This is a genomic window from Paenibacillus vortex V453 (assembly GCF_000193415.1).
Lineage (GTDB): Bacteria > Bacillota > Bacilli > Paenibacillales > Paenibacillaceae > Paenibacillus_AQ > Paenibacillus_AQ glucanolyticus.
In genome coordinates this window covers 44725-63173 of record NZ_ADHJ01000041.1, presented here as the reverse complement: position 1 = coordinate 63173, position 18449 = coordinate 44725, and the positions used below count along the sequence as shown (strand labels likewise).

The 18449-nt window shown below is 39.9% G+C and carries 24 protein-coding genes; 18 read left to right on the top strand and 6 right to left on the bottom strand.

Annotated features, from left to right (window positions below; all coding sequences use genetic code 11):
* Positions 1 to 314 precede the first annotated feature (314 nt).
* From PVOR_RS29380 to PVOR_RS22695, 5 genes are all read right to left on the bottom strand, one after another.
* Complete coding sequence (locus tag PVOR_RS29380; RefSeq protein ID WP_006211781.1) at positions 315 to 713, bottom strand: hypothetical protein; 399 nt, start codon at positions 711 to 713, stop codon at positions 315 to 317.
* A 3-nt stretch (positions 714 to 716) separates the two neighbouring features.
* The gene (locus PVOR_RS22710; RefSeq protein ID WP_006211848.1) at positions 717 to 1898 is read right to left on the bottom strand and encodes a ParM/StbA family protein; all 1182 of its coding nucleotides are present in this window, start codon (positions 1896 to 1898) and stop codon (positions 717 to 719) included.
* A 249-nt stretch (positions 1899 to 2147) separates the two neighbouring features.
* Entirely contained in the window at positions 2148 to 2906 is a 759-nt protein-coding gene (locus PVOR_RS22705) for a hypothetical protein (RefSeq protein ID WP_006211847.1), read from the bottom strand.
* Positions 2907 to 2942: 36 nt separating this feature from the next.
* Entirely contained in the window at positions 2943 to 3215 is a 273-nt protein-coding gene (locus tag PVOR_RS22700) for a hypothetical protein (RefSeq protein WP_006211846.1), read from the bottom strand.
* Between the two features lies 1 nt (position 3216).
* Positions 3217 to 3504 (bottom strand): hypothetical protein, encoded by a 288-nt coding sequence (locus PVOR_RS22695; protein WP_006211845.1) that lies wholly within the window; start codon positions 3502 to 3504, stop codon positions 3217 to 3219.
* A 262-nt stretch (positions 3505 to 3766) separates the two neighbouring features.
* Between PVOR_RS22695 and mobQ the strand changes: the two genes are divergently transcribed.
* From mobQ to PVOR_RS22670, 8 genes are read left to right on the top strand one after another with little or no spacing between them, the layout of a single operon-like run.
* Positions 3767 to 5737 carry a MobQ family relaxase gene (gene mobQ / locus PVOR_RS22690; protein WP_006211844.1) on the top strand — a complete coding sequence of 657 codons (1971 nt, stop codon included), beginning with the start codon at positions 3767 to 3769 and terminating at the stop codon, positions 5735 to 5737.
* Between the two features lie 9 nt (positions 5738 to 5746).
* On the top strand, positions 5747 to 6019 hold the full coding sequence (locus PVOR_RS32300) for a hypothetical protein (RefSeq protein ID WP_234973072.1): 273 nt from the start codon (positions 5747 to 5749) through the stop codon (positions 6017 to 6019).
* Entirely contained in the window at positions 5991 to 7985 is a 1995-nt protein-coding gene (locus PVOR_RS22685; protein ID WP_234973071.1) for a VirD4-like conjugal transfer protein, CD1115 family, read from the top strand. Before PVOR_RS32300 ends, PVOR_RS22685 begins: the two co-directional genes overlap by 29 nt.
* An 18-nt stretch (positions 7986 to 8003) precedes the next feature.
* Complete coding sequence (locus PVOR_RS32295) at positions 8004 to 8237, top strand: hypothetical protein (protein WP_006211843.1); 234 nt, start codon at positions 8004 to 8006, stop codon at positions 8235 to 8237.
* Positions 8203 to 10125, top strand: coding sequence for a type IA DNA topoisomerase (gene topB / locus PVOR_RS22680; protein ID WP_006211842.1), 1923 nt, complete (start codon positions 8203 to 8205; stop codon positions 10123 to 10125). Before PVOR_RS32295 ends, topB begins: the two co-directional genes overlap by 35 nt.
* Before the next feature lie 30 nt (positions 10126 to 10155).
* Entirely contained in the window at positions 10156 to 10341 is a 186-nt protein-coding gene (locus tag PVOR_RS22675; protein ID WP_006211841.1) for a hypothetical protein, read from the top strand.
* Between the two features lie 2 nt (positions 10342 to 10343).
* Positions 10344 to 10598 carry an ArdC-like ssDNA-binding domain-containing protein gene (locus PVOR_RS32290; RefSeq protein WP_234973070.1) on the top strand — a complete coding sequence of 85 codons (255 nt, stop codon included), beginning with the start codon at positions 10344 to 10346 and terminating at the stop codon, positions 10596 to 10598.
* Positions 10582 to 11412 (top strand): hypothetical protein, encoded by an 831-nt coding sequence (locus tag PVOR_RS22670; RefSeq protein WP_234973069.1) that lies wholly within the window; start codon positions 10582 to 10584, stop codon positions 11410 to 11412. The genes PVOR_RS32290 and PVOR_RS22670 overlap by 17 nt, the downstream gene beginning before the upstream one ends.
* Before the next feature lie 396 nt (positions 11413 to 11808).
* Here PVOR_RS22670 and PVOR_RS22665 read toward each other — a convergent pair whose 3' ends face one another.
* Complete coding sequence (locus tag PVOR_RS22665) at positions 11809 to 12030, bottom strand: helix-turn-helix transcriptional regulator (protein WP_006211839.1); 222 nt, start codon at positions 12028 to 12030, stop codon at positions 11809 to 11811.
* Positions 12031 to 12278: 248 nt separating this feature from the next.
* Here PVOR_RS22665 and PVOR_RS22660 point away from each other — a divergent pair, with 248 nt between their 5' ends.
* From PVOR_RS22660 to PVOR_RS22615, 10 genes are all read left to right on the top strand, one after another.
* On the top strand, positions 12279 to 12608 hold the full coding sequence (locus tag PVOR_RS22660; protein WP_160164028.1) for a YolD-like family protein: 330 nt from the start codon (positions 12279 to 12281) through the stop codon (positions 12606 to 12608).
* A 769-nt stretch (positions 12609 to 13377) separates the two neighbouring features.
* Positions 13378 to 13545 (top strand): hypothetical protein, encoded by a 168-nt coding sequence (locus tag PVOR_RS30795; RefSeq protein WP_006211836.1) that lies wholly within the window; start codon positions 13378 to 13380, stop codon positions 13543 to 13545.
* Between the two features lie 266 nt (positions 13546 to 13811).
* Complete coding sequence (locus PVOR_RS22655; protein WP_006211834.1) at positions 13812 to 14171, top strand: hypothetical protein; 360 nt, start codon at positions 13812 to 13814, stop codon at positions 14169 to 14171.
* A gap of 287 nt (positions 14172 to 14458) precedes the next feature.
* Positions 14459 to 14689 (top strand): hypothetical protein, encoded by a 231-nt coding sequence (locus PVOR_RS22650; RefSeq protein WP_006211833.1) that lies wholly within the window; start codon positions 14459 to 14461, stop codon positions 14687 to 14689.
* Positions 14689 to 14868 (top strand): Spo0E family sporulation regulatory protein-aspartic acid phosphatase, encoded by a 180-nt coding sequence (locus tag PVOR_RS22645; protein WP_040680873.1) that lies wholly within the window; start codon positions 14689 to 14691, stop codon positions 14866 to 14868. The genes PVOR_RS22650 and PVOR_RS22645 overlap by 1 nt, the downstream gene beginning before the upstream one ends.
* Before the next feature lie 113 nt (positions 14869 to 14981).
* On the top strand, positions 14982 to 15476 hold the full coding sequence (locus PVOR_RS22640) for a hypothetical protein (RefSeq protein WP_006211831.1): 495 nt from the start codon (positions 14982 to 14984) through the stop codon (positions 15474 to 15476).
* A 97-nt stretch (positions 15477 to 15573) separates the two neighbouring features.
* The gene (locus PVOR_RS22635) at positions 15574 to 15771 is read left to right on the top strand and encodes a hypothetical protein (RefSeq protein WP_006211830.1); all 198 of its coding nucleotides are present in this window, start codon (positions 15574 to 15576) and stop codon (positions 15769 to 15771) included.
* Positions 15768 to 16430: a zeta toxin family protein gene (locus PVOR_RS22630; RefSeq protein WP_006211828.1), complete on the top strand. Its 663-nt coding sequence runs from the start codon at positions 15768 to 15770 to the stop codon at positions 16428 to 16430. The genes PVOR_RS22635 and PVOR_RS22630 overlap by 4 nt, the downstream gene beginning before the upstream one ends.
* Positions 16431 to 17112: 682 nt before the next feature.
* Positions 17113 to 17724, top strand: a complete 612-nt coding sequence (locus PVOR_RS22620; protein ID WP_006211825.1) for a hypothetical protein — start codon at positions 17113 to 17115, stop codon at positions 17722 to 17724.
* A 351-nt stretch (positions 17725 to 18075) separates the two neighbouring features.
* Positions 18076 to 18360, top strand: a complete 285-nt coding sequence (locus PVOR_RS22615) for a hypothetical protein (RefSeq protein WP_006211824.1) — start codon at positions 18076 to 18078, stop codon at positions 18358 to 18360.
* Positions 18361 to 18449 lie beyond the last annotated feature (89 nt).

The following is an 18449-nucleotide window of genomic DNA, read 5'->3' as shown; positions in this document are numbered from 1 at the left end:
CGGACGTATCGAGCAACCAGGCACGTACCAGGAGCGCCCACGAGCTGAAGTCCAGGTGACCGGCACGCGGCTGCTCTCTCCGATCCGGACGAGGATCCGCGCAGCTCCATAGCGCCCACCGGCGCAGCTCACACACCCAGGACGGCCACGGCCGTCCCTTTTGTTCGTCTCCGGACGTATCGAGCAGCCAGGCACACCAGGAGCGCCTACGAGCTGAAGTCCAGGCGACCGGCACGCAGCTACTCTCTCCGATCCAGACGACTAAAGCGAACATAAAAAAAGGATGGTTTGGTTTCCCAATCCATCCTCTTTTTTTATAGATTTGTTTTGTCTATCATTCCGTAAATATCATCATTGGAATTTTTATGCGCTTCAGGTTTATTGATTTCATTTTTTGTCGGATTTTCTGCAACTTCTTCAGGTTCATTTTTGGCCGAAGGAGCTTCACTGGTTGGAATTGATATAGGAGGAACGTCTTTCAGTCCAGATAAAATTGAACGCAATTCGTCAGCTATTGGTTTCTGGAAAAGAGCCTTTTGAATATCGTGTGCTGTAACATCACGATAACCGAACTGTTCAATCATATGTCTCACTAAACTAGTGATTGAGTTTTGAACATTTGATTGAGCATTCACCCAACTATTCAATTGTTCGGTGTCGGGCAATTTACCAATACGCCAAGAAACGAGTTCTCTTCTATTTTTATCATTCATTCGTTATGCAACTCCTGGAAAAAACACTTTGGTATGCAAAATTTCAAGACCATCCAAGTTCATATCAATTGCAAACTCTTCCGGAATCCAGAGAATCATGCATTTTACATCCTGAGAAAATTCGATCAGGCTTGGGTATAGGTCTTCCTCGAAAGTGATACTTCCCCCTCCAAAAACCATCATAAAATCAATATCTCCACCTATGGTGCTGTATCGTTCTTGCACATCTTCTAATATCTTGTTTGATTCACCATATTGAGCTTCTGACATGAATTTTTGAGCCAGGTCATGATAATTATTTTGGCTATCTTGCATGATTTCATCAAAGCGTTGGCGATTGATTTTCAAATGACCATTAAGCTCTGATTCAAGTAATTTTGCTGCTTCTTCAGCTGCATGTCCTACGCCACGTTTTTCACCGTGACAGTTCTGTAAAACAGGGTTTACACCGCGGCTATGAATATACTCAGTCGTTCCAGAACCAATATCAATTCCCAATCCTTTTAGAGAAAGAAAATCTCTTTGAGTCATGCTATTACGTTTTGGATCGTCTTTATACAATTCACGGAATTTTCTTAAAATCGTATCCTTCGCTTCGATTAAGGCGTATAAAGCTGGAATACCTTCCTGTGTAACTTTGGCGTTTGTATATTTGATTGTAACCGTAACAGACTGAGATCCAACATACACAATGACGATATGGACGATTGGAGATCCTTCTTTTCCGGTGAAGCGTTCTTCAAACTCTTTTGCTATCTCTGAAGTATATTCAGAAGCAGGTATTGCACCTGTTAATGTTCCCTGTACATCAATTTTTTCAGGTAACTTTTTATTTTTTTTGTAAAATTCTTTTACTGCTTGTGCAGCAGTCAGAGACAAATTCATGATAATTGGAATGTCGTGTTTTGATTTTTTTCCGAGCTTAATATTCATGTTTTCGGATTTTAAAGCATCAAGATTCGCATGTTGTCCGACTGAGAAAAATCCTGATCTTTTTAATGAAGGACTTGCTATATTCACACTAAGTTCATCTAACAAATTTGCCACATTTTTTTCGATATCTGTTTCTGATGCAGGTTCAGGACTGTGAAGCCTTTTGATGACAGAAGGTTGTTCAATTCGTACTCCATTGATTCGCATTTTTGTTTTTGAGTTACCGAAATCTGTTATAGATCTTACTTTCAACTAAATCACTCCTTAAATGTAAGTTTACATTCAAATTCAATTCACAAGGCATTCAAATACCATTCATAAGTCTATTATAACTGATATTGAATGTAATATCAATTCAATTTGAATATTTAATGAATTCATTTTGAATTCAAATTTTAGATTTATTTGACGAAAAAAACGGAATGTTGTCAAAATGAATCCCAAATGCATTCAATTTGAAAACATTTGGGATTATTTAAAGGGAAAAGATTGTTTTTTGTTTTATCGTGACAACTCCAAGTCATTTCTTGTCTTTTCTTGCTTCTGGCTTTTATCATTATCCTTTCCTTTTTGTAAATTATTTTGATTATTTTGATTCAATCCTTGCTTCAACGTTTTTTCCATTTCGTCATAACGGTCAATCTCTTGACGATACTTTTCAGGATTTTTTTGTATGTTGTTTATAGCAGAACGTAATGTTTTCGTTTGGGTATTATCAATTTTTTTGTCTATCAGCTTTTCAAGTTTTTCAAGCTTTTCGTAATGCAGTTTATAAAGACGTGGATTATTTTCAAGTTTGGATTTAAGCAACTCAATTTTGTTCTTTGTATCAGCCAATTTTAATACAAACCTACGCGGTTCACGCTTTAAATTATCAATAGCCAAGGTGATTTCTTTTCTTTGTGTTTTAACAATGCTGCTGTTCAGTTTAACTTCAACTTTACTCAACTTTTCAAGTTCATTTTTGTTTTTTTCTGGATCTTTATTTAACCTTTCTTTGAGCGACTCTAAATTATGCCGAGCAGCTAACAAACTTTTTAATGATTGTGTATCTTCCTTTGTTGTTGAATGTTCAACTTTACTCACTGTGTTGTTTTTATCGTTTAGATCTGGTCGGATCGGGACGACTTTATTATCGGCAGAAGGTAGAGCATTTTGATTTTGGCTTTGTTGTTTTCTCATTGTTCTGCCTTTTTGTCTATTCGCAAGTTCTTCAAGTATCTCAATAACTTGGTTATTTAAATGATCTCTTGCGTCCATTATCTATACCTCCCTAGTATAAAAAATATTAAAAATTCATTCAGTATTCCTCCGATACTTTTCTGGTGTGTTTTTCGAAATGAAGTCAGAAAATATTTTAAATAACTCTTCTCTTTTCTCGATAGATAAGTGTTCAATTCCGAAATATTTTTCGGCCAATGCTCCTGTTTGAATCAACCGATTAGCTCGCTTCTTTCTTTCTTTTTCTGAAGCTAACCTAACTATTCTGTTCTTTCTTTCTTCAAGTTGTTCAATTTTTTTATCAATATCAGAGATTGGAGTTTTCTTTATTTCGTTTTCATGTTCCATATCAATTAGCTGTGTTCGAACCGGACGCACTATAGTTATTTTGGTTGTTGCTTGAATTCTGATCTAGGCGACTTCCGGAATCATTATTATTGAATGAAGCTTTAGCTTCTTGCTTAAACTTATCAACAAGGACTTTTGCTTGTTCGATATCTTCTACTTCCCATGAATCCATCAAATACTCCCCAATGTCTTTCTGAGCTTGCTCAATTATTTTCTTCTGCTTCTCGCGTAACTCTTTAATCTGTTCCTCTAATTTCTGTACTTGACCGAGTTTACTTTTTTTCGCCATTTTGTTTTCCTCCTTTAGATAATTACGGTGTTTGATGCATCAATTTTACCGTAATTTAGGCGAAAAGTCTACTAAAATGTGGGAAAGTATGGTATACTAGATCACATGAACGAAGTGAGAGTGCCCATTTATACCCCTGCTTCTCAGGGAATGGGTCTCGCCTTCGCTCGATTTCATTCACTTCCCGTGAATGACCTTTCCGCTGGAAAGGAGTTTGCTTTCAGCAAATAACCCGCAGGGGCTTGGAAGGAGGTTGACATGTATGGGGTACTTTTACTTCAGCTCACAGATATTAAACCGTATGAATCATTCCGCTGTTGCGGCCGCAGCTTATCGCAGCGGAGAACTTTTATATTCTGAACGCGATGGTTTGACTAAAAATTATGGTGAAAGAACTGTTGCACCTGAGTGTTTCATCCTGGCTCCTAAGAATGCGCCAGAGTGGGTTAATAATCGTGAACGTTTATGGAATGAAGTTGAAAAAATTGAAAAACAGAAGAATGCACAAATAGCGAGAGAAATTCGTCTTGCTCTCCCTAATGATCTAAACAACGATGATCAAAAGGAATTACTCCTTCAATTTTGCAAAGAGAACTTTTCAGATGAAGGTATGGTTGCAGATATTGCAATTCACAGAGACAAAGAAAACAATCCCCATGCTCATGTCATGCTCACCATGCGTCCTTTTAATGAAGATGGTTCCTGGGGAAATAAACGTCAGAAAGTTGATAAAGAAGTTAACGGGGTGATGAAGAAAGTAAGTATACATTTGACTAACTGGAATGAAAAAGAAACGCTCGTTCAATGGAGGAAGAATTATGCGGATCTAATTAATGAAAAGTTAAAAGATCGTGGTATCGAAGATCGAGTTAGTCACGAAAGTTACAAAAATCAAGGACTGGATCGTGTACCTGGAATCAGACTGGAACGTACAGCTTTCCAGTATGAAACTAGAGTGAAAGAGCAAGCGATCAGAAACAATGTCCCTTATGAACCAGTTACTTACTATGGAAAAATTAACGAAGAAATTAAACAAATTAATTCCGAATTAGATAAGCTAAAAGAATTGAAAAAGCAACAAGTTGTTTCTCTTTCTGAATATAAAAATGAAAAATCCCTTTCTGAACAACTTGATGTTATTCGATCTAGTCGGAAGCTGAATGATGGAGAGAAAACAGCTCTATCTATGGTGGCGCAAAGATCGAAAAGTTATGTGGATTATATCATTGCAAAACAAGTTAAAGATGAAATCGAAAATGGAAAATGGAATAAGAAAATTGAAAGCGAAAAAGTTAAAATTACTTCTGAAAAGAACTTACTAAATAAAGCATTCAAAGCATATCAAGATGATCCGAAGCAAGTATTGAAATATGGCTTCACACCTTCTAAATTTATGGATCAAATGAAGGAGAAGGTTTCACATATCAAAACGCTAGAACAAAAAAATATGGAAGACCTATCTAAGTTGAAAATGCTTTTAGACAAAGCTGATCAAGCTTTAGATATTCAAAGTGATTTTACTCGAAAAGAATTTTCAGTTTTGTATCAATCCACCAATAATTATTCTGTCGATGAAATGTATCATGCAGTTCAGTATTTCAAAGAGACGAACAAAGTTCTACGCGAAGATGAAGTATCTTCTTATGCTGTTTCCAAATATAAAGAACATGAAAAAAATACTCCTTCTTTAGCTGAACAAACTAGAAATATTTCGAAGAGTGTTTTCATCTTAGACAGAGCGATACAGAAACAAATGAAAGAACGGTTAAGTGCTTTAAAAGAACAAAACTTTGATCTTGTTTATGAAGCGAACAAAAAGATTGAACAGTTCACATTACAAAAAGACCGACATGAAAAAGATTTAGCTGGAAACGTTCAATTACTTCGAGTGAATTTACAAAAATATTATTCTGATTCACTCGACCACATTACAAATGCTGAAGTCTTACTACGCCTTCAGGATCGGCAAGACAACGGAATGAGTTCCGGACGAGTTGACCAGGATCTTAATGTTATTCATCAACAAATCACAAAAGAAATTAATGACAAACCTATGGATAATTCATTTACACCTGATCAACAAGTCGAACGTCAATATTCACAAAGTGTTGCATCTGGATTGTTCCAGGCATTGGAGCAAGCGCAACGTGCGAATGAAAATAAAAAACATGAAAAAGATCCTACTGAGAAGAAGCAGCGAAGAAGATACAGAGGTCAAGAGTTGGATCATTAAGGAGGTATTATGGAATTTAAAAACAAGGCGTGGAAACCTATTTTTGCTAGTTTCCTGATGAGTATTTTGTTCTCATATCTGCTCATGGTTGGTTTTTATGTAATTGGCCCAGGTGGCGATTTAACTCAATTATTGCTAGAGCCTGTAAAGGTTGTTTCTTTTGCTTACGCCCAGGTAAAATTTGAAAGTCATATTTTCCTTGATGCCGTTTGTTATCTTAGGGGGCATGTTGTATTCCATGAGGTCATCTATTTTGTTACCGAAACTTGTGGATGCCAGTGATTTCGGATTACACGGAACATCAAAATGGGGTCAGCCATCTGATGTAGTTAATGGGAAGACATTTTCTAAACGTAATGCTTACAACAAAGATCCATTGAGCGCATTCAAGATGGAACCGGGTATCATCTTGGGGAAAATTCCAAGTCGAAAAGAACTAATCATCATGCCCAAAGGAACAAATATTGATAATCGAAATGTTTTAATTATCGGATCATCTGGATCAGGTAAAGGCCAGGCTTATGTTTTTCCAAATATGATGAATCATGTTGAAGAAACTATTATCGTAACCGACCCTAAAGGGGAGATTTATGAAGCCACTCACCAACTCAAACGAGATCAAGGTTACAAAGTTTATCAAATTGACTTTGTTAATTTTTCGGAAGAGGTTGGCTATAATCCACTGGATTATGTTGACGATGATGAAGATGCGCGAGCTGTCGCGAATACTATTGCATCCAATGCGGTAGATGATGGGAAAAGGGATTTTTGGAGCGAATCGGCCATAGCCTACTTTGCAGCTATTATTCTCTATATCAAAACGGAATACCGTCATACTGCAACAATGACTCATGTAGTACAATTTACGGCCAAGGCAGGAAAGGATGAAGAATTCCTGGATAACTTGCTGGAAGAAATGTCTGTTGACCATCCAGCATATGACATGTTTACTCTGGCTAATATGAGCGCCGGGAACACAAGAACGGGAATTATGTCCACATTGGCTCAACAAATTGGGATCTTCGCGATGCGGAAGATTGCGAAATTTACGGCAAAGAGTTCTTTTAACTTCCGGGATCTTCAGGAAGAAAAAACGGTACTTTACATTAAAGTACGGATGAAGAGTAATCCATTTAAGCAGCTCACGGCCACTTTCTTTGAACAACTAATTGACACCTTCTATGATATCGCGGACGAGAATCATTCACGGCTGCCAATTGACTCTATTTACTTACTAGATGAATTTGCGAATATCGGGAAAATCAATGGATATCCGAACATCCTGGCAACTTGTCGAGGACTGGGGATGTCGATGCACACGGTTATTCAAGATATCGGGCAATTGGAAGACAAACGTATGTATGGCCCGGATATGGCGCGATCCATCATCAACAATCATGATACAACACTGTTTTTGCGAACCAAAGATACCAAGACCGCCAAATACTTCAGTGATGTTGCCGGGGAAACCACGATTAAGCATAAACAGAAAAGTACCTCTATTGGAGAGAAAAACGCTTCTAAGAGCATTTCCGAACAGTTTGTAAAGCGACCTTTGATTACACAAGGTGAGCTGCTTAATGTAAACCCTGCTGTGTGCTATCTTTTCGTGAACGGCTATTTTCCTTTAAAACTAGAAAAGTCTTATCAGTATAAAGTGTATGGCGAATTCCTATTTGGAAAAGACCGTAAACCTAACTACGAACGTTCTTCCAGAAATAACTTTTTGAAGTTCTTCGGTATTAGCTCAGTAAACCATGTTGAGAAGCTTCCAGAAGCTCATACAGCCATCGATCCAGAAGAACGGGAATTAGAAGATGCGGATTATGATGAAGCCTTAGAAGCCGAAATGCTGGCCTTAGAAGAGGAAATGGAAAAGATTCCTGAAGAAGAAGACGTACCGTTTGCGGAAGAAGATGAATTTGAGGACGGAGAAGGTATCTCAACAGAAGAACTAAGCATGTTGTTAGGTAATCTTGACCCAATCGATCAAACACCATTAGAACCACTTGAAGAAGCTCCTATTGCTACTGAAGCAACAGATGATGGAATTACCGATGAAGATGTACAGGCGGCCTTTAGAGAGCTAGAGGAAGCGTTAAACGGCATTGGTGACGACGATCCTGACGCTGAAGCTTTAATGGAAGTGATTAAGGAGCTTACAGATGAAGCGGCTGCTGATCAGGAAGAAACGGATGAGGATGAAGAGAAAAAGGAACTGGACGATTCAGACGACTTACCAATGTGATAAATGGAGGAATGCACAATGATAACCGTATTAGCTGAAAAACCTGACCAGGCCAGAAAATTGGCTGCGCCTTTCCCACATACCAAGGGGAAAGGCTTTCTTCTCATTAACCCATGCAAGGAGTTTCCGGGCGGCGCTAAGGTCACATGGGCTATTGGGCATCTCGTAGAACTTAAAAATCCAGATGAATACAACGTAAGCCTGGAAGAGATGGAGCTTGGACAGTCTCCCTATTATTCCGGAGAGTTTTGAATATAAGGTTTCAAAGGATAAGGCAGTACAGTTCAAAATTGTAAAGGATTTATTGAAAGAAGCCGATCAAATTATTATAGCGACTGACCCGGCGCGAGAGGGTGAAAATATTGCCCGGCTGCTTATTATGATGGCCGGTTGTTCCAACAAGCCAATAAAACGGCTATGGACTTCCTCTCTAACCGAAAATGCGATACGGAAAGGGTTTGCTGAAGTACGGGACGGATCAACGACCATTAACCTCTTTTATGAAGCCCAAGCTCGGCAAATCTCTGACTGGCTTATCGGGCTGAATGCTAGTCGATTGTACACGCTGCATCTGCAGCGTAAGGGGTTCAAGGAAGTATTTAGTGTTGGCCGAGTACAAACGCCAGTGCTTACGCTCATTTACAATCGTCAGTGTGAAATTAAAAATTTCAAATCCGAACCATTTTATGAGCTTATGGCTGAGTTCGCCGTTTCTACAGGGAAATACACTGGTAAGCTACGCGATCGTTATCAATCTAAAGAAAAACTGTATGAAGCGGTAAAACCCTATATTGAGCCTGGAAAGGCTACTTATAATGGGGTAGTCAAACTAGTTGAAGTGAATGAAAAGCGGACGCAGCCGCCTACCTTGTATAATCTGTCCGGTTTACAGGCTGCCATGAATAAAAAGAAGAAATATAGCCCAACGGACGTATTAACTACTGTGCAGTCACTCTATGAAAAAGGTTTTGTCTCCTATCCGCGATCCGATTCACAGCACATAACAATAGAAGAGTTTGCATACTTGAAGCAAAATCTAAGTAACTATCAGCAGCTCATAGGTGTGTCGTTCCAGGCGCATAGTTTGGAGCCATCCAAGCGATATGTTAATCCGGATAAAGTGAGCGACCACTACGCCATTATTCCGACCGAAAAAATACCATCATCGACCGCAGACTTTACGGAAATGGAAAAGGCTACTTATGATGAAATTATAAAGAGTGCGTTAGGCATGTTTTTGCCCGACTACACTTACGAGGAAACAGTCATTACAACAGCCATCGGTGAAGTGGATTTTATTACAAAGGGAAAGACTGAAAAGTCTATCGGCTGGAAGCTGCTGTATCGCAACGATCCGGAAGGAACAGATGATGAAGAGGACGAGGATAAAGCCCTACCGCGCGTTAAACAGGCTGATCCAACCACTGGGGTCGTGGGAGTCAAGGACGGGATGACGCAGCCGCCTAAGCCGTACACACAGGGACAGCTTATCACTCTCATGACTAATGCCGGTCGTCACGTTGAGGATAAGGAAATGCGGGATGCCTTGAATGAGAGTGAAGGATTAGGCACTGAAGCGACAAGATCAAGTATTATCGAAACACTCATGCAACGTGAATTTATACTAGTGAAGAAAAACCAGGTCTATGTAACACCGAAGGGCGAGGTTTTATGTGAAGCTGTGAAAGGTACCGTTCTTTCCAAACCTGAAATGACGGCTCAATGGGAAATATTCCTGAAGGAGATCGGCCGAGGTAACAAGAAAAGCAGCGTCTTTATTGAGAACACGAAAAAATTATGTCATAAATTATTGGAACAAGCTTCTGCTGACATGGGAAATTTGAACGTCCAGGCGCAGATTGCAGCCACCGAAGAAGCCGATCAAATTTGCAAATGTCCTTGTGGGAACGGCTATATAACGGACAAAGGGAAGTTTTACGGTTGTACGGCCTATAAAGAGGGTTGCAAGATAACATTTTTCAAAGAGCTACTAGGCAAAAAGTTAACCCCTACTCAAATTAAGGCGCTATGTGAGAAAGGGAAAACTGGCACGATCAAGGGATTTACGAGCAAAAGTAAAAAGAAATTTGAAGCAGCTCTTTCCTTGAAAGATGGAAAGATCGAATTTATTTTCTCATAACATTTTCTCATGACAGAGAGGGGAAACACCATGTACCAATTTTATGAGATCGTGGGGAGCGAGAAACCTATTTACGTGACAAAGCCTGAAGGATATCTGTCATATGAGGAAGTTCCAAACGGGGATCTTGTTAACTATGAAGAAATCGCCTATCTGGAGATTGTAGAAAACGGGGTTAAATTGTACGAACCTCTATACGTGAGGGAGGGTGAATAACAATGCCGTTTCCTAAATCTGGCGACTACGAAGCGAAGATGGCTCAGGTACAAAAACAAGTTGACCAGGCCATAGAAAGGATATTTAGCAAGGCCGAATTTCAACGTTATTTAGAAGTGGCATCTAAATTCCCAAAATACAGTTTAAATAATGTGGTTATGATTTATGCCCAAAAACCTGAAGCTACCATGGTGCAGGGATACAATGCCTGGAAGGAAATGGGGCGACAGGTTCAGAAAGGTGAAACGGACCGTTAAAATTTTCGCTCCTACATTAAAGAAAGTCGAAATGACTAAAATAGATCCAGTTACGCAACGCCCACAGCTCGATTCAAAAGGAAAAGAGATTACAGAAAAGAAGGAAATACTTACAGGCTTCAAGGCGGTAAACGTATTTGACGTAAGCCAAACGCAAGGTAAAGAAATAGTCAATGTACGGCAGTTTGTCCGTGATGATATAAGAGACAGTGCAGGAGCTGCACAGATGTATCGTCAGTTTTCCGATCATCTTGCAAAGAAAATGGATGTACGAGAGAATGCCGAGGATTTTAAGGACAAGCCTAATGTGCGTGGGTATTATGATCGTGAGGATCATGCCATCCGGATCAATCCGGCTATTGAAAATTCGACAATGAAATTCAAAACATTAATCCATGAGTATGCACATTCGCAGCTCCACCGAATGGACAGTCCTTTGAAGGACTTGCCACGAGAACACAAGGAAGCCCAGGCTGAAGCCACGGCCTTTATGGTCACAAAGTATTATGGAATGGATACCGAAGCCTACAGCGCCGGTTATATTGCAACCTGGGCAAAGGATATTCAATTGGCTAAACAAGCCCTGGGCGAGATCCAGAAAACCGCTAATAATATTATTCGTGAGGTTGACCACCAATTGAATAGGGAACGTATACAGGAAGCTACAAAAACGCAGCTAACGATTCCTGGTATGGATGCAGCTAGAGAAGTGGCAGCGGCTTCCACGGATCGAGACGAGAAGCCAAAAGGACAAGACAAATCGAATCTAAATGAGTTACCAAAATCAAAATCAGGGCCAGAACTAGAGCGTTAAATAGGCTGATTATGGTATAATAGAGAAGACAAAGTAACCGGTGGGATTATCGGCACGGCGAAGCTTACCCGAAAGGGGGTGACGCCGTGTCACTTCTTGAAGTCGTGCAGCATTTTCTTGAAATTAGCGATAAGCTAGTTAGTATTGCAGTGGGGTTAATAGCCTTATGCAGTGCGTGGAAAGCAGCGCGGAACAAGAAAAACCACCGGGAATAGGTTGGTAGCCTTGCAATCCGGTGGTTTTTCATTCGTTTGATTGAAATTCGCCGTGGTCGCCCACCGGCCTTTGTTAGACAAGTCACGATGTTAGCGCATCGTGGCTTTTGTTTATTTTACACCTGTTATACTTTTATTATACCACAGTAGGAGCGTTTAGGAACATCCAGGCACATCAATTTCATGAGTTACCGATTGTCCTGGTGATCTTCCACTCGTCTATATCGTTCGGATCAACACCGCAGATCCTACAGATTAATAGTCCAAGGGGCATTGTAGGTATTTTCTTGCCGTATTCTATATTCTGATAATGCCGTAAAGAGCATTCCATTTGAATTTGAATTTCTTGTACAAGTGATTCCTGAGTATAATTCGCTAATTCCCGTGCTTCTTTTAATCTCAAGGTCGGTAAACTCCCTGTTCTCTTTTTTTATAGATATTACCGAAGTATCTAATATTCCATAACGATCTAAAGATCGACGTCCTAAAGGACGTGTTGTATAATGGATAGAAGGGGTCATCCTCCCCTTTCCGATGGGTGGGATACTTTGCCGGGTCCTCTCACCTTGCAAAAGTTTCGATTCATCAATTGCATAAAACAAAAATCGCCCTCATAATGAGAATATACGTTCTTATTTTGGGGGTGGTTTTTTGCTTCAGGATGAACCTAGTATGTGGCACAGTCGTTTTATTCTTCCCGAACATCGTGAGTCTATGTTGCGACAAGAGAAAGAAAATCGGCGTAAAAAATTGCCTGTTTTGGACGAACAGGAAAAAGAGGACATTGGTCAGAAACTTGCAATGTCATTAAAACTTGGTCGTGAGGTAACAATCCGGATATTTGGGGAGTTTGAGGATCGAACGCTAACGGGGATAGTCACTCAAATGGATCAACAGACAAGGCAGGCTAAAATTTCAATCGACTTAGATGATTGGGAGCGAGTGCCCTTCTCTTTGATCCTGGGTGTGGATGAAGGCTAACATTCGGAAATAGATGCAATTTGGATCCAAGCAAAGTTTCTGCAGCATGGAATTTATCAGGTTAAACACGAACATTAATTTGTTGGCCAACTTGCCGGCACGAAGTAATTTCCGAATATTAAAAAGGGCGGCCTACAAGGGGCTGCCCTTTTTCTGTATATGCTTCAGCATAGGCTTGGCTTGAGCCAAGTAAGGATTTTAATTCATCAAGGGCTTATGCTACCAGCTCTAAGGCGGTAAAATACACCGCCTAAGACCTGGTACGCACCGCTGCGGGGTTACTCAGCCCGATAACTAGGCGGCCTAAGCCGGGGGAAAACACCCCAGCTAAAGCCGCCTACGTTCCTGGCCTTCGCTTAACACCCCACACGGGGCAAAGGTCAAAGGCAGTTTGATTCGCACCGTTTAGTGTTCTGACTGCCCTTTTCTCCTGCTTTTGTCTTTGAGCTAATCCCATGCCCTTTCTCCGTCCTAATAGCAAACCATATATAACCCTGGTGAACAAGGTGGAAAAAATTTTGAGAACGACACTCAAATTTTTTTCCATCCCTACGGGCAGCCTTGTTCCCCAGGAACATATATGGTTTAAACGCTATGACGGCGAAATGGACATGGGATTAAAACGCTCTTTGACAAAAGCATACGAAAACGGCAAGACAGCGAGACCCGAAACTGTGCATCAAACCTAAAACCTAAAGATTCCCGGCTCCTTGGAAGTGGATTGAAGGTTAAAGAAAAAAATAGAAATTCCTGAAAGGAGGTGATGAAGATGCAGAATGAGACGATTGTCATGTTGGCCGTTATCGCGGCTTTTATGCAAGTCATTGTTCAACTTTTAGGAGTCGTCAAGGCGTTCATTGAATGGAATACGGCTCGACAAAAAGTAAAAGGCTCCGACCGTTCGCAGCGGTCGAAGCCCAAGAAAAAGCCTAAATAATTAACCCGTGCTAACAGGTTGGGTAAGGGGGATGCTTTCTCAACCCTTACCCTCCCATCATAACACAAAATTTTATCATGTTAAAGGGAGGACAACCCCAATGGAAATGTTACTTTTGATACTCATTTTGTTCAGTATTTTTCTTCAGTCGATTACTTTCCTGCTCAATTGGTCAACGCAAAAATACAATGACCGGAAATAGGAAGACCGGCAGCGGCCGCCAGGCTGCTGCCCACATCCATCCATCAAAGAGCAGGAGGAAGAATATGAAAACTCATAAATCAAAAATATTAGCAGCTTTGACGGTATGCCATGGTATTTATAAAAAAGCGGTGTTTGTCTTAAATGGACAACCGGTTAAAATACACTTTCTAACAATGGACGAGTACCGCGAAATGGTTGATAACCTCACCCCTGCCCGAACTCATGAATGGGCTGGGATGCTGAAGAAGGTGGATGAAAGAAAACCCATCTATTATTGCATTTGGACGGTGCAAGTTACTGAGTATCATCTTATAACCAACAAGATTCAGGAACTAATTGATGCGGTCATTACTGAACATGTCGCAACTTTTGAAATGGATATTCCTTCTATTGAAATTCGCGGCCAGCAAGAAGCTAATTAAATCTAAGGCGCCGGGTTTCTCCCGGCGCAATAAAGGAGACTGAATAAAAAATGAAATATCGGTACTATAGAAAGCCTACAACGCAGAAGGCGCTACAGGCTGCCAAACGTCTCTACCGGCTTCTCCTGGTTCTATAGTGGTGAAGGTTCGAGAGGGCTACAGAAAGTGCTTAAATGGCTGCTTGTTCCGGAAAATGTACGAAAGCAGTTTAACCAAATTTGAAAATCACGGTGACACGTACAAGCCGAATAGTGTTTTTATCCGATAACGGAAGGAGAATCAGAAGCGTGGAGTGTGTTTATAAAAGCAGCTCAGTGCCAAATGGTAACGTCGTTTTGTTTCCTCAAAAGAAATTTTCTTTTGAGGAAGAACTAACCCCTGAACAGGAATTGAAATATTTCATGTTGGAAATGGCTGTGCCGGTGATACCAGGCTTGGAAGAAAGACTAATTCGAGATGGTAAAGCTGTCGATGAATTGTTTATGGTGGTAGCAGATCAATTATTTGGAATAAAATAATGGGAGCTGATGAACTGATGGACTTAAAATGTCGCATTGAGGTGGAACGGCGGTTACTTCATGAACTGGCTGAGAATTACGGTATAAATGATCCGCGAACGTTGATAAAGTCCCAGGAGCTTGATTCAGTACTGAATCAGTATAATGAGTTAATAAAAAAGCAAAAGCCGACTGCATAAGCAATCGACTTAGGGTGAGAAACTTTGCCGGGTCGCTCACCCTTCCTATTTTATCATACATCGCTGAGGTAAACAGCAGGATTAAAGTCATGGAAAGAGAGGATGGATAAAGAATGGTAATACATACATGCCCTTATTGTGGTGTTGATCTGAAGAGTGAAAATGACGCTTATTACTGTGGTTTTTGTGAAATGTTCGTTGCAACCGAAGATGTACAGGAGAATGGCCAGCGGAAGCAGATCCCTTTCCTGCTAAACAATATTACTATTTCAGATGCAGACGAGAACACTAGGCAGCTTATGCAAAGATCAACCAATGATTTAATTGTTATGCTTCGTTTGGTTCGTCAGAAGCGGACAGATTTTTATAACTATCTGAGGGTTCTTAATAAGGCTAAGGGTGATTTTCAGGAACATGCCGAGTTAACAGGTAAGGACTATGAATATTGGACGCGGAAGGCATGGGTACTAGAAAATATTCTAAGGGATCGTACCGGGGTCTTTCCTGAGAGAATCACGGATGACTATCTGTCTGGATTGGCTGTAAGAGCAGACAAAATAAACGGTAAATCCATGAGAATAAGAACCAAAAAACAGCAGCACATATAGGATAAAAAACTTTGTATTTTGTGTCCTATATTCTATCATGAATACATGTGTTAAGTGGAATAATACTATTAGTGAAAATAAGAAAGGTGGTCTTCACATGAAACGTATATCAATCTCTGAGTTGAATGAAATTTTAGTGAAAGCAACATTCTCAGCCAGACAAGAGTCCAAGACGAATGGTGTACCCATTGTATATGAGGAAAATGAAAAAATGATTAAGGAATATCCGGATGGCAGGAAAACGGAGATTATTTACGACGGAAATGGTAATAAAAAGGAAATTGAGTATCCATGAGTAAGCCCGTCATGACTGTTTTTGCGGGGACAAATGGAGCAGGAAAAAGCACACTAACCAGGAACTTTAACCATCAGTTAGGAGAAATTATTGATCCGGATGCCATAGCAAAGACTATCAATCCTATGCATCCCGAATCGGTTTCTCCATCAGCTGGCAGGGAAGCTATCAAACGCGTCCGTGAATGTATACAGAATGGAAAGAGCTTTTCTATTGAAACAACACTTGCTGGTAAAAACGCTATACGGCAAATGGAACAAGCAAAAAAAGCAGGATTTGAAATAAATCTTTATTATGTAGGACTTAAAAATGTAGAATATCACATCGAGCGAGTAGAGATGCGAGTAAAGAATGGTGGTCATCATATTTCAGAAGAAGATATCCGAAGGCGATATGACCGTTCGATCGGCAATTTACCTGAAGCAATAAAGTTATCCGATCGTTCTTTTATTTTCGATAACACTTCAAAGTTCAGATTAGTAATGGAGATAGACAAAGGAAAGGTTCAAACGATATCTAAAGACATTCCACAGTGGGTTAAAAGTACCTTTTTAAGAGAAGCGGAGAAAGTACAGGAACATACACATACGAATGAAAGTACACACGAACGTGAAGGGAAAGAGACACAAAAAATGAAAGGATCGGATCTAGAGCGATAATCCAAGAAAATAATTATTCAGGAAAATGGCATCTCCACGAACGAGATCCACGCAGCCGATAGCGGCCACCGGCGCAGCTCAGACACTGAGGACAGCAATAGCTGTCCTTTGGGTATGTCTCCGGAAGTATCGAGCAGCCAGGGACCTACCAGGAGCGTCCACGAGCTGAAGCTCAAGCGGCCGGCACGTGGCTGCTCCTCCGACATAGCAGCTTCATAGTGCCCACCGGCGCACAATTGAGAGTTATTAAATAATGTAATTTATTGTCTCGTGTATCTTTGGTAACATACATCCATGAGTGAGTGAGTCATCTATGTAGTGAAAAATCATTGTGCGGGTCAGCACCATGAACCTGAAATTTCGGATATTTTCGGCTATATAAATTTACTAAATTATAAAATATCCCACCATAAGTACATATTGATGCTATAATTACAATGCCAATTTAGGACAATGGATATGGGTTGATTTACCCATTTTCACTTAGTAATTCTATTCATCCCTATATTTTTCATTATGTCAAACTATGCAAAGAGACATAAAGGGATTTTATACTTGACGTTGATGGCCTTATAATGTCTGACTTTTCCCCACTGAAGTTCATAACCAGATACTCAGATTTGAAATTTGACTATTCAAGGGAAAAATAAGGACAAAAATTTAATCAAAGGAGTACATACACATGAGTCATCACTTAAAACAGCTTATGGACCGAGGAGTTACCCTTAAAAGACAAGGGGATCTTGAAGGAGCGAGGAATTGTTACATTCAAGCTTTGCAAGAAGATCCAACCGAAATGATGATCTATATTAATCTTGGAAAAGTAGCACATTTACTTAAGTCACAAGATTTAGCTATTCGCTCTTATCTTGCGGCAGCCCATCTTCAAGTTTCCCCTGTAGAAATTGCTATTGAACAAAACTCATTGCCGATGCATCTAAAAATTCATTACGATAATTTTCCGAAAGCAATTCTAGACCAACTGCCCCGAAAATCTGGGTTCATTATTTTTATTGACTCCAACACACCAAGACATGCAGCTCATTCATTAATTGATTTGTCCTCGGAAGCTATGAGAAATAATCCTCAACTCACAACCTTTGCGGAAGTTTATAACGCACATATTTTTGGAAACGGGCAACATGAAGAAGTTCTATTAAAACATGATATTTCAATTAATGATCAAATTAGTAGTGACGAAGAAAACTATATTCCGTTGGGCAGGGAATTTTTTATTGATAAGCTTAAATGGGAAAGTCTTCATCGAAATGATGTTTTAAACTTATATTTTTAGGCTTAATACACTCTACCAAAAAGACTAACAAACGAGAAAGCACCCGTTAAGGGTGCTTTTAATCTACGCATATGGTTCAGAATTAAAGTTAGAGACATAAGGAGACTATTACATCGCGGCAGGAATCGGTTGTGCTGTGGGTCATGATGAATAGGACAATACGTGGTGATGTGAAAGATACAAGTTGCTTTGACGTTTTATGATCCATATGAGATGAGTCTAGAGAGTTGACGAGATTTGTTTCTTTTAGCTCCCTAGAGAACTTGGACATTATCTGCAACGTGAAGCTTACATTGGTGCTGGAAAAGTTCCAAGATAACTATGATATATAATGTTAAGGAGGGGAAGATTGTGAGATTCGCTAGATTTTTATCAAGAGTTTCTGTTTTAGTCGGAATAGCAATTGCTATATATTTTTATCCTGAATGGGGATGGGGCTCTATTTTAGCAGGTTTTGGAGGCTTTGCTTTTCTTACTTTTTTAGCTTTTATACTAGCCAAAGGGCAAAATATCTCAGATGTTCATGCTGCACCTACTAACAATAATGCAACACCAAACCCACATTTCCTTGACTCTGCAGCTAAAGTTGGTGAAAGCCTAGGGCCACCAAACGTTACTTGGAATAGATACATTTGAAAAAGGCTTAACTAAGGCAGATCTATCAAGTGAACAACGAGAGCTAAAATTTTTGTTATCTTACATTATGACCTCTTCCTCAGAAATGA

Coding starts and splice junctions, on each gene's coding strand:
- PVOR_RS29380 (WP_006211781.1), bottom strand. CDS start 713: ATGAATGATAAAAATAGAAGAGAACTCGTTTCTTGGCGTATTGGTAAA.
- PVOR_RS22705 (WP_006211847.1), bottom strand. CDS start 2,906: ATGGACGCAAGAGATCATTTAAATAACCAAGTTATTGAGATACTTGAA.
- PVOR_RS22700 (WP_006211846.1), bottom strand. CDS start 3,215: ATGGAACATGAAAACGAAATAAAGAAAACTCCAATCTCTGATATTGAT.
- PVOR_RS22695 (WP_006211845.1), bottom strand. CDS start 3,504: ATGGCGAAAAAAAGTAAACTCGGTCAAGTACAGAAATTAGAGGAACAG.
- mobQ (WP_006211844.1), top strand. CDS start 3,767: ATGGGGTACTTTTACTTCAGCTCACAGATATTAAACCGTATGAATCAT.
- PVOR_RS32300 (WP_234973072.1), top strand. CDS start 5,747: ATGGAATTTAAAAACAAGGCGTGGAAACCTATTTTTGCTAGTTTCCTG.
- PVOR_RS32295 (WP_006211843.1), top strand. CDS start 8,004: ATGATAACCGTATTAGCTGAAAAACCTGACCAGGCCAGAAAATTGGCT.
- PVOR_RS22675 (WP_006211841.1), top strand. CDS start 10,156: ATGTACCAATTTTATGAGATCGTGGGGAGCGAGAAACCTATTTACGTG.
- PVOR_RS32290 (WP_234973070.1), top strand. CDS start 10,344: ATGCCGTTTCCTAAATCTGGCGACTACGAAGCGAAGATGGCTCAGGTA.
- PVOR_RS30795 (WP_006211836.1), top strand. CDS start 13,378: ATGCAGAATGAGACGATTGTCATGTTGGCCGTTATCGCGGCTTTTATG.
- PVOR_RS22655 (WP_006211834.1), top strand. CDS start 13,812: ATGAAAACTCATAAATCAAAAATATTAGCAGCTTTGACGGTATGCCAT.
- PVOR_RS22645 (WP_040680873.1), top strand. CDS start 14,689: ATGGGAGCTGATGAACTGATGGACTTAAAATGTCGCATTGAGGTGGAA.
- PVOR_RS22640 (WP_006211831.1), top strand. CDS start 14,982: ATGGTAATACATACATGCCCTTATTGTGGTGTTGATCTGAAGAGTGAA.
- PVOR_RS22635 (WP_006211830.1), top strand. CDS start 15,574: ATGAAACGTATATCAATCTCTGAGTTGAATGAAATTTTAGTGAAAGCA.
- PVOR_RS22630 (WP_006211828.1), top strand. CDS start 15,768: ATGAGTAAGCCCGTCATGACTGTTTTTGCGGGGACAAATGGAGCAGGA.
- PVOR_RS22620 (WP_006211825.1), top strand. CDS start 17,113: ATGAGTCATCACTTAAAACAGCTTATGGACCGAGGAGTTACCCTTAAA.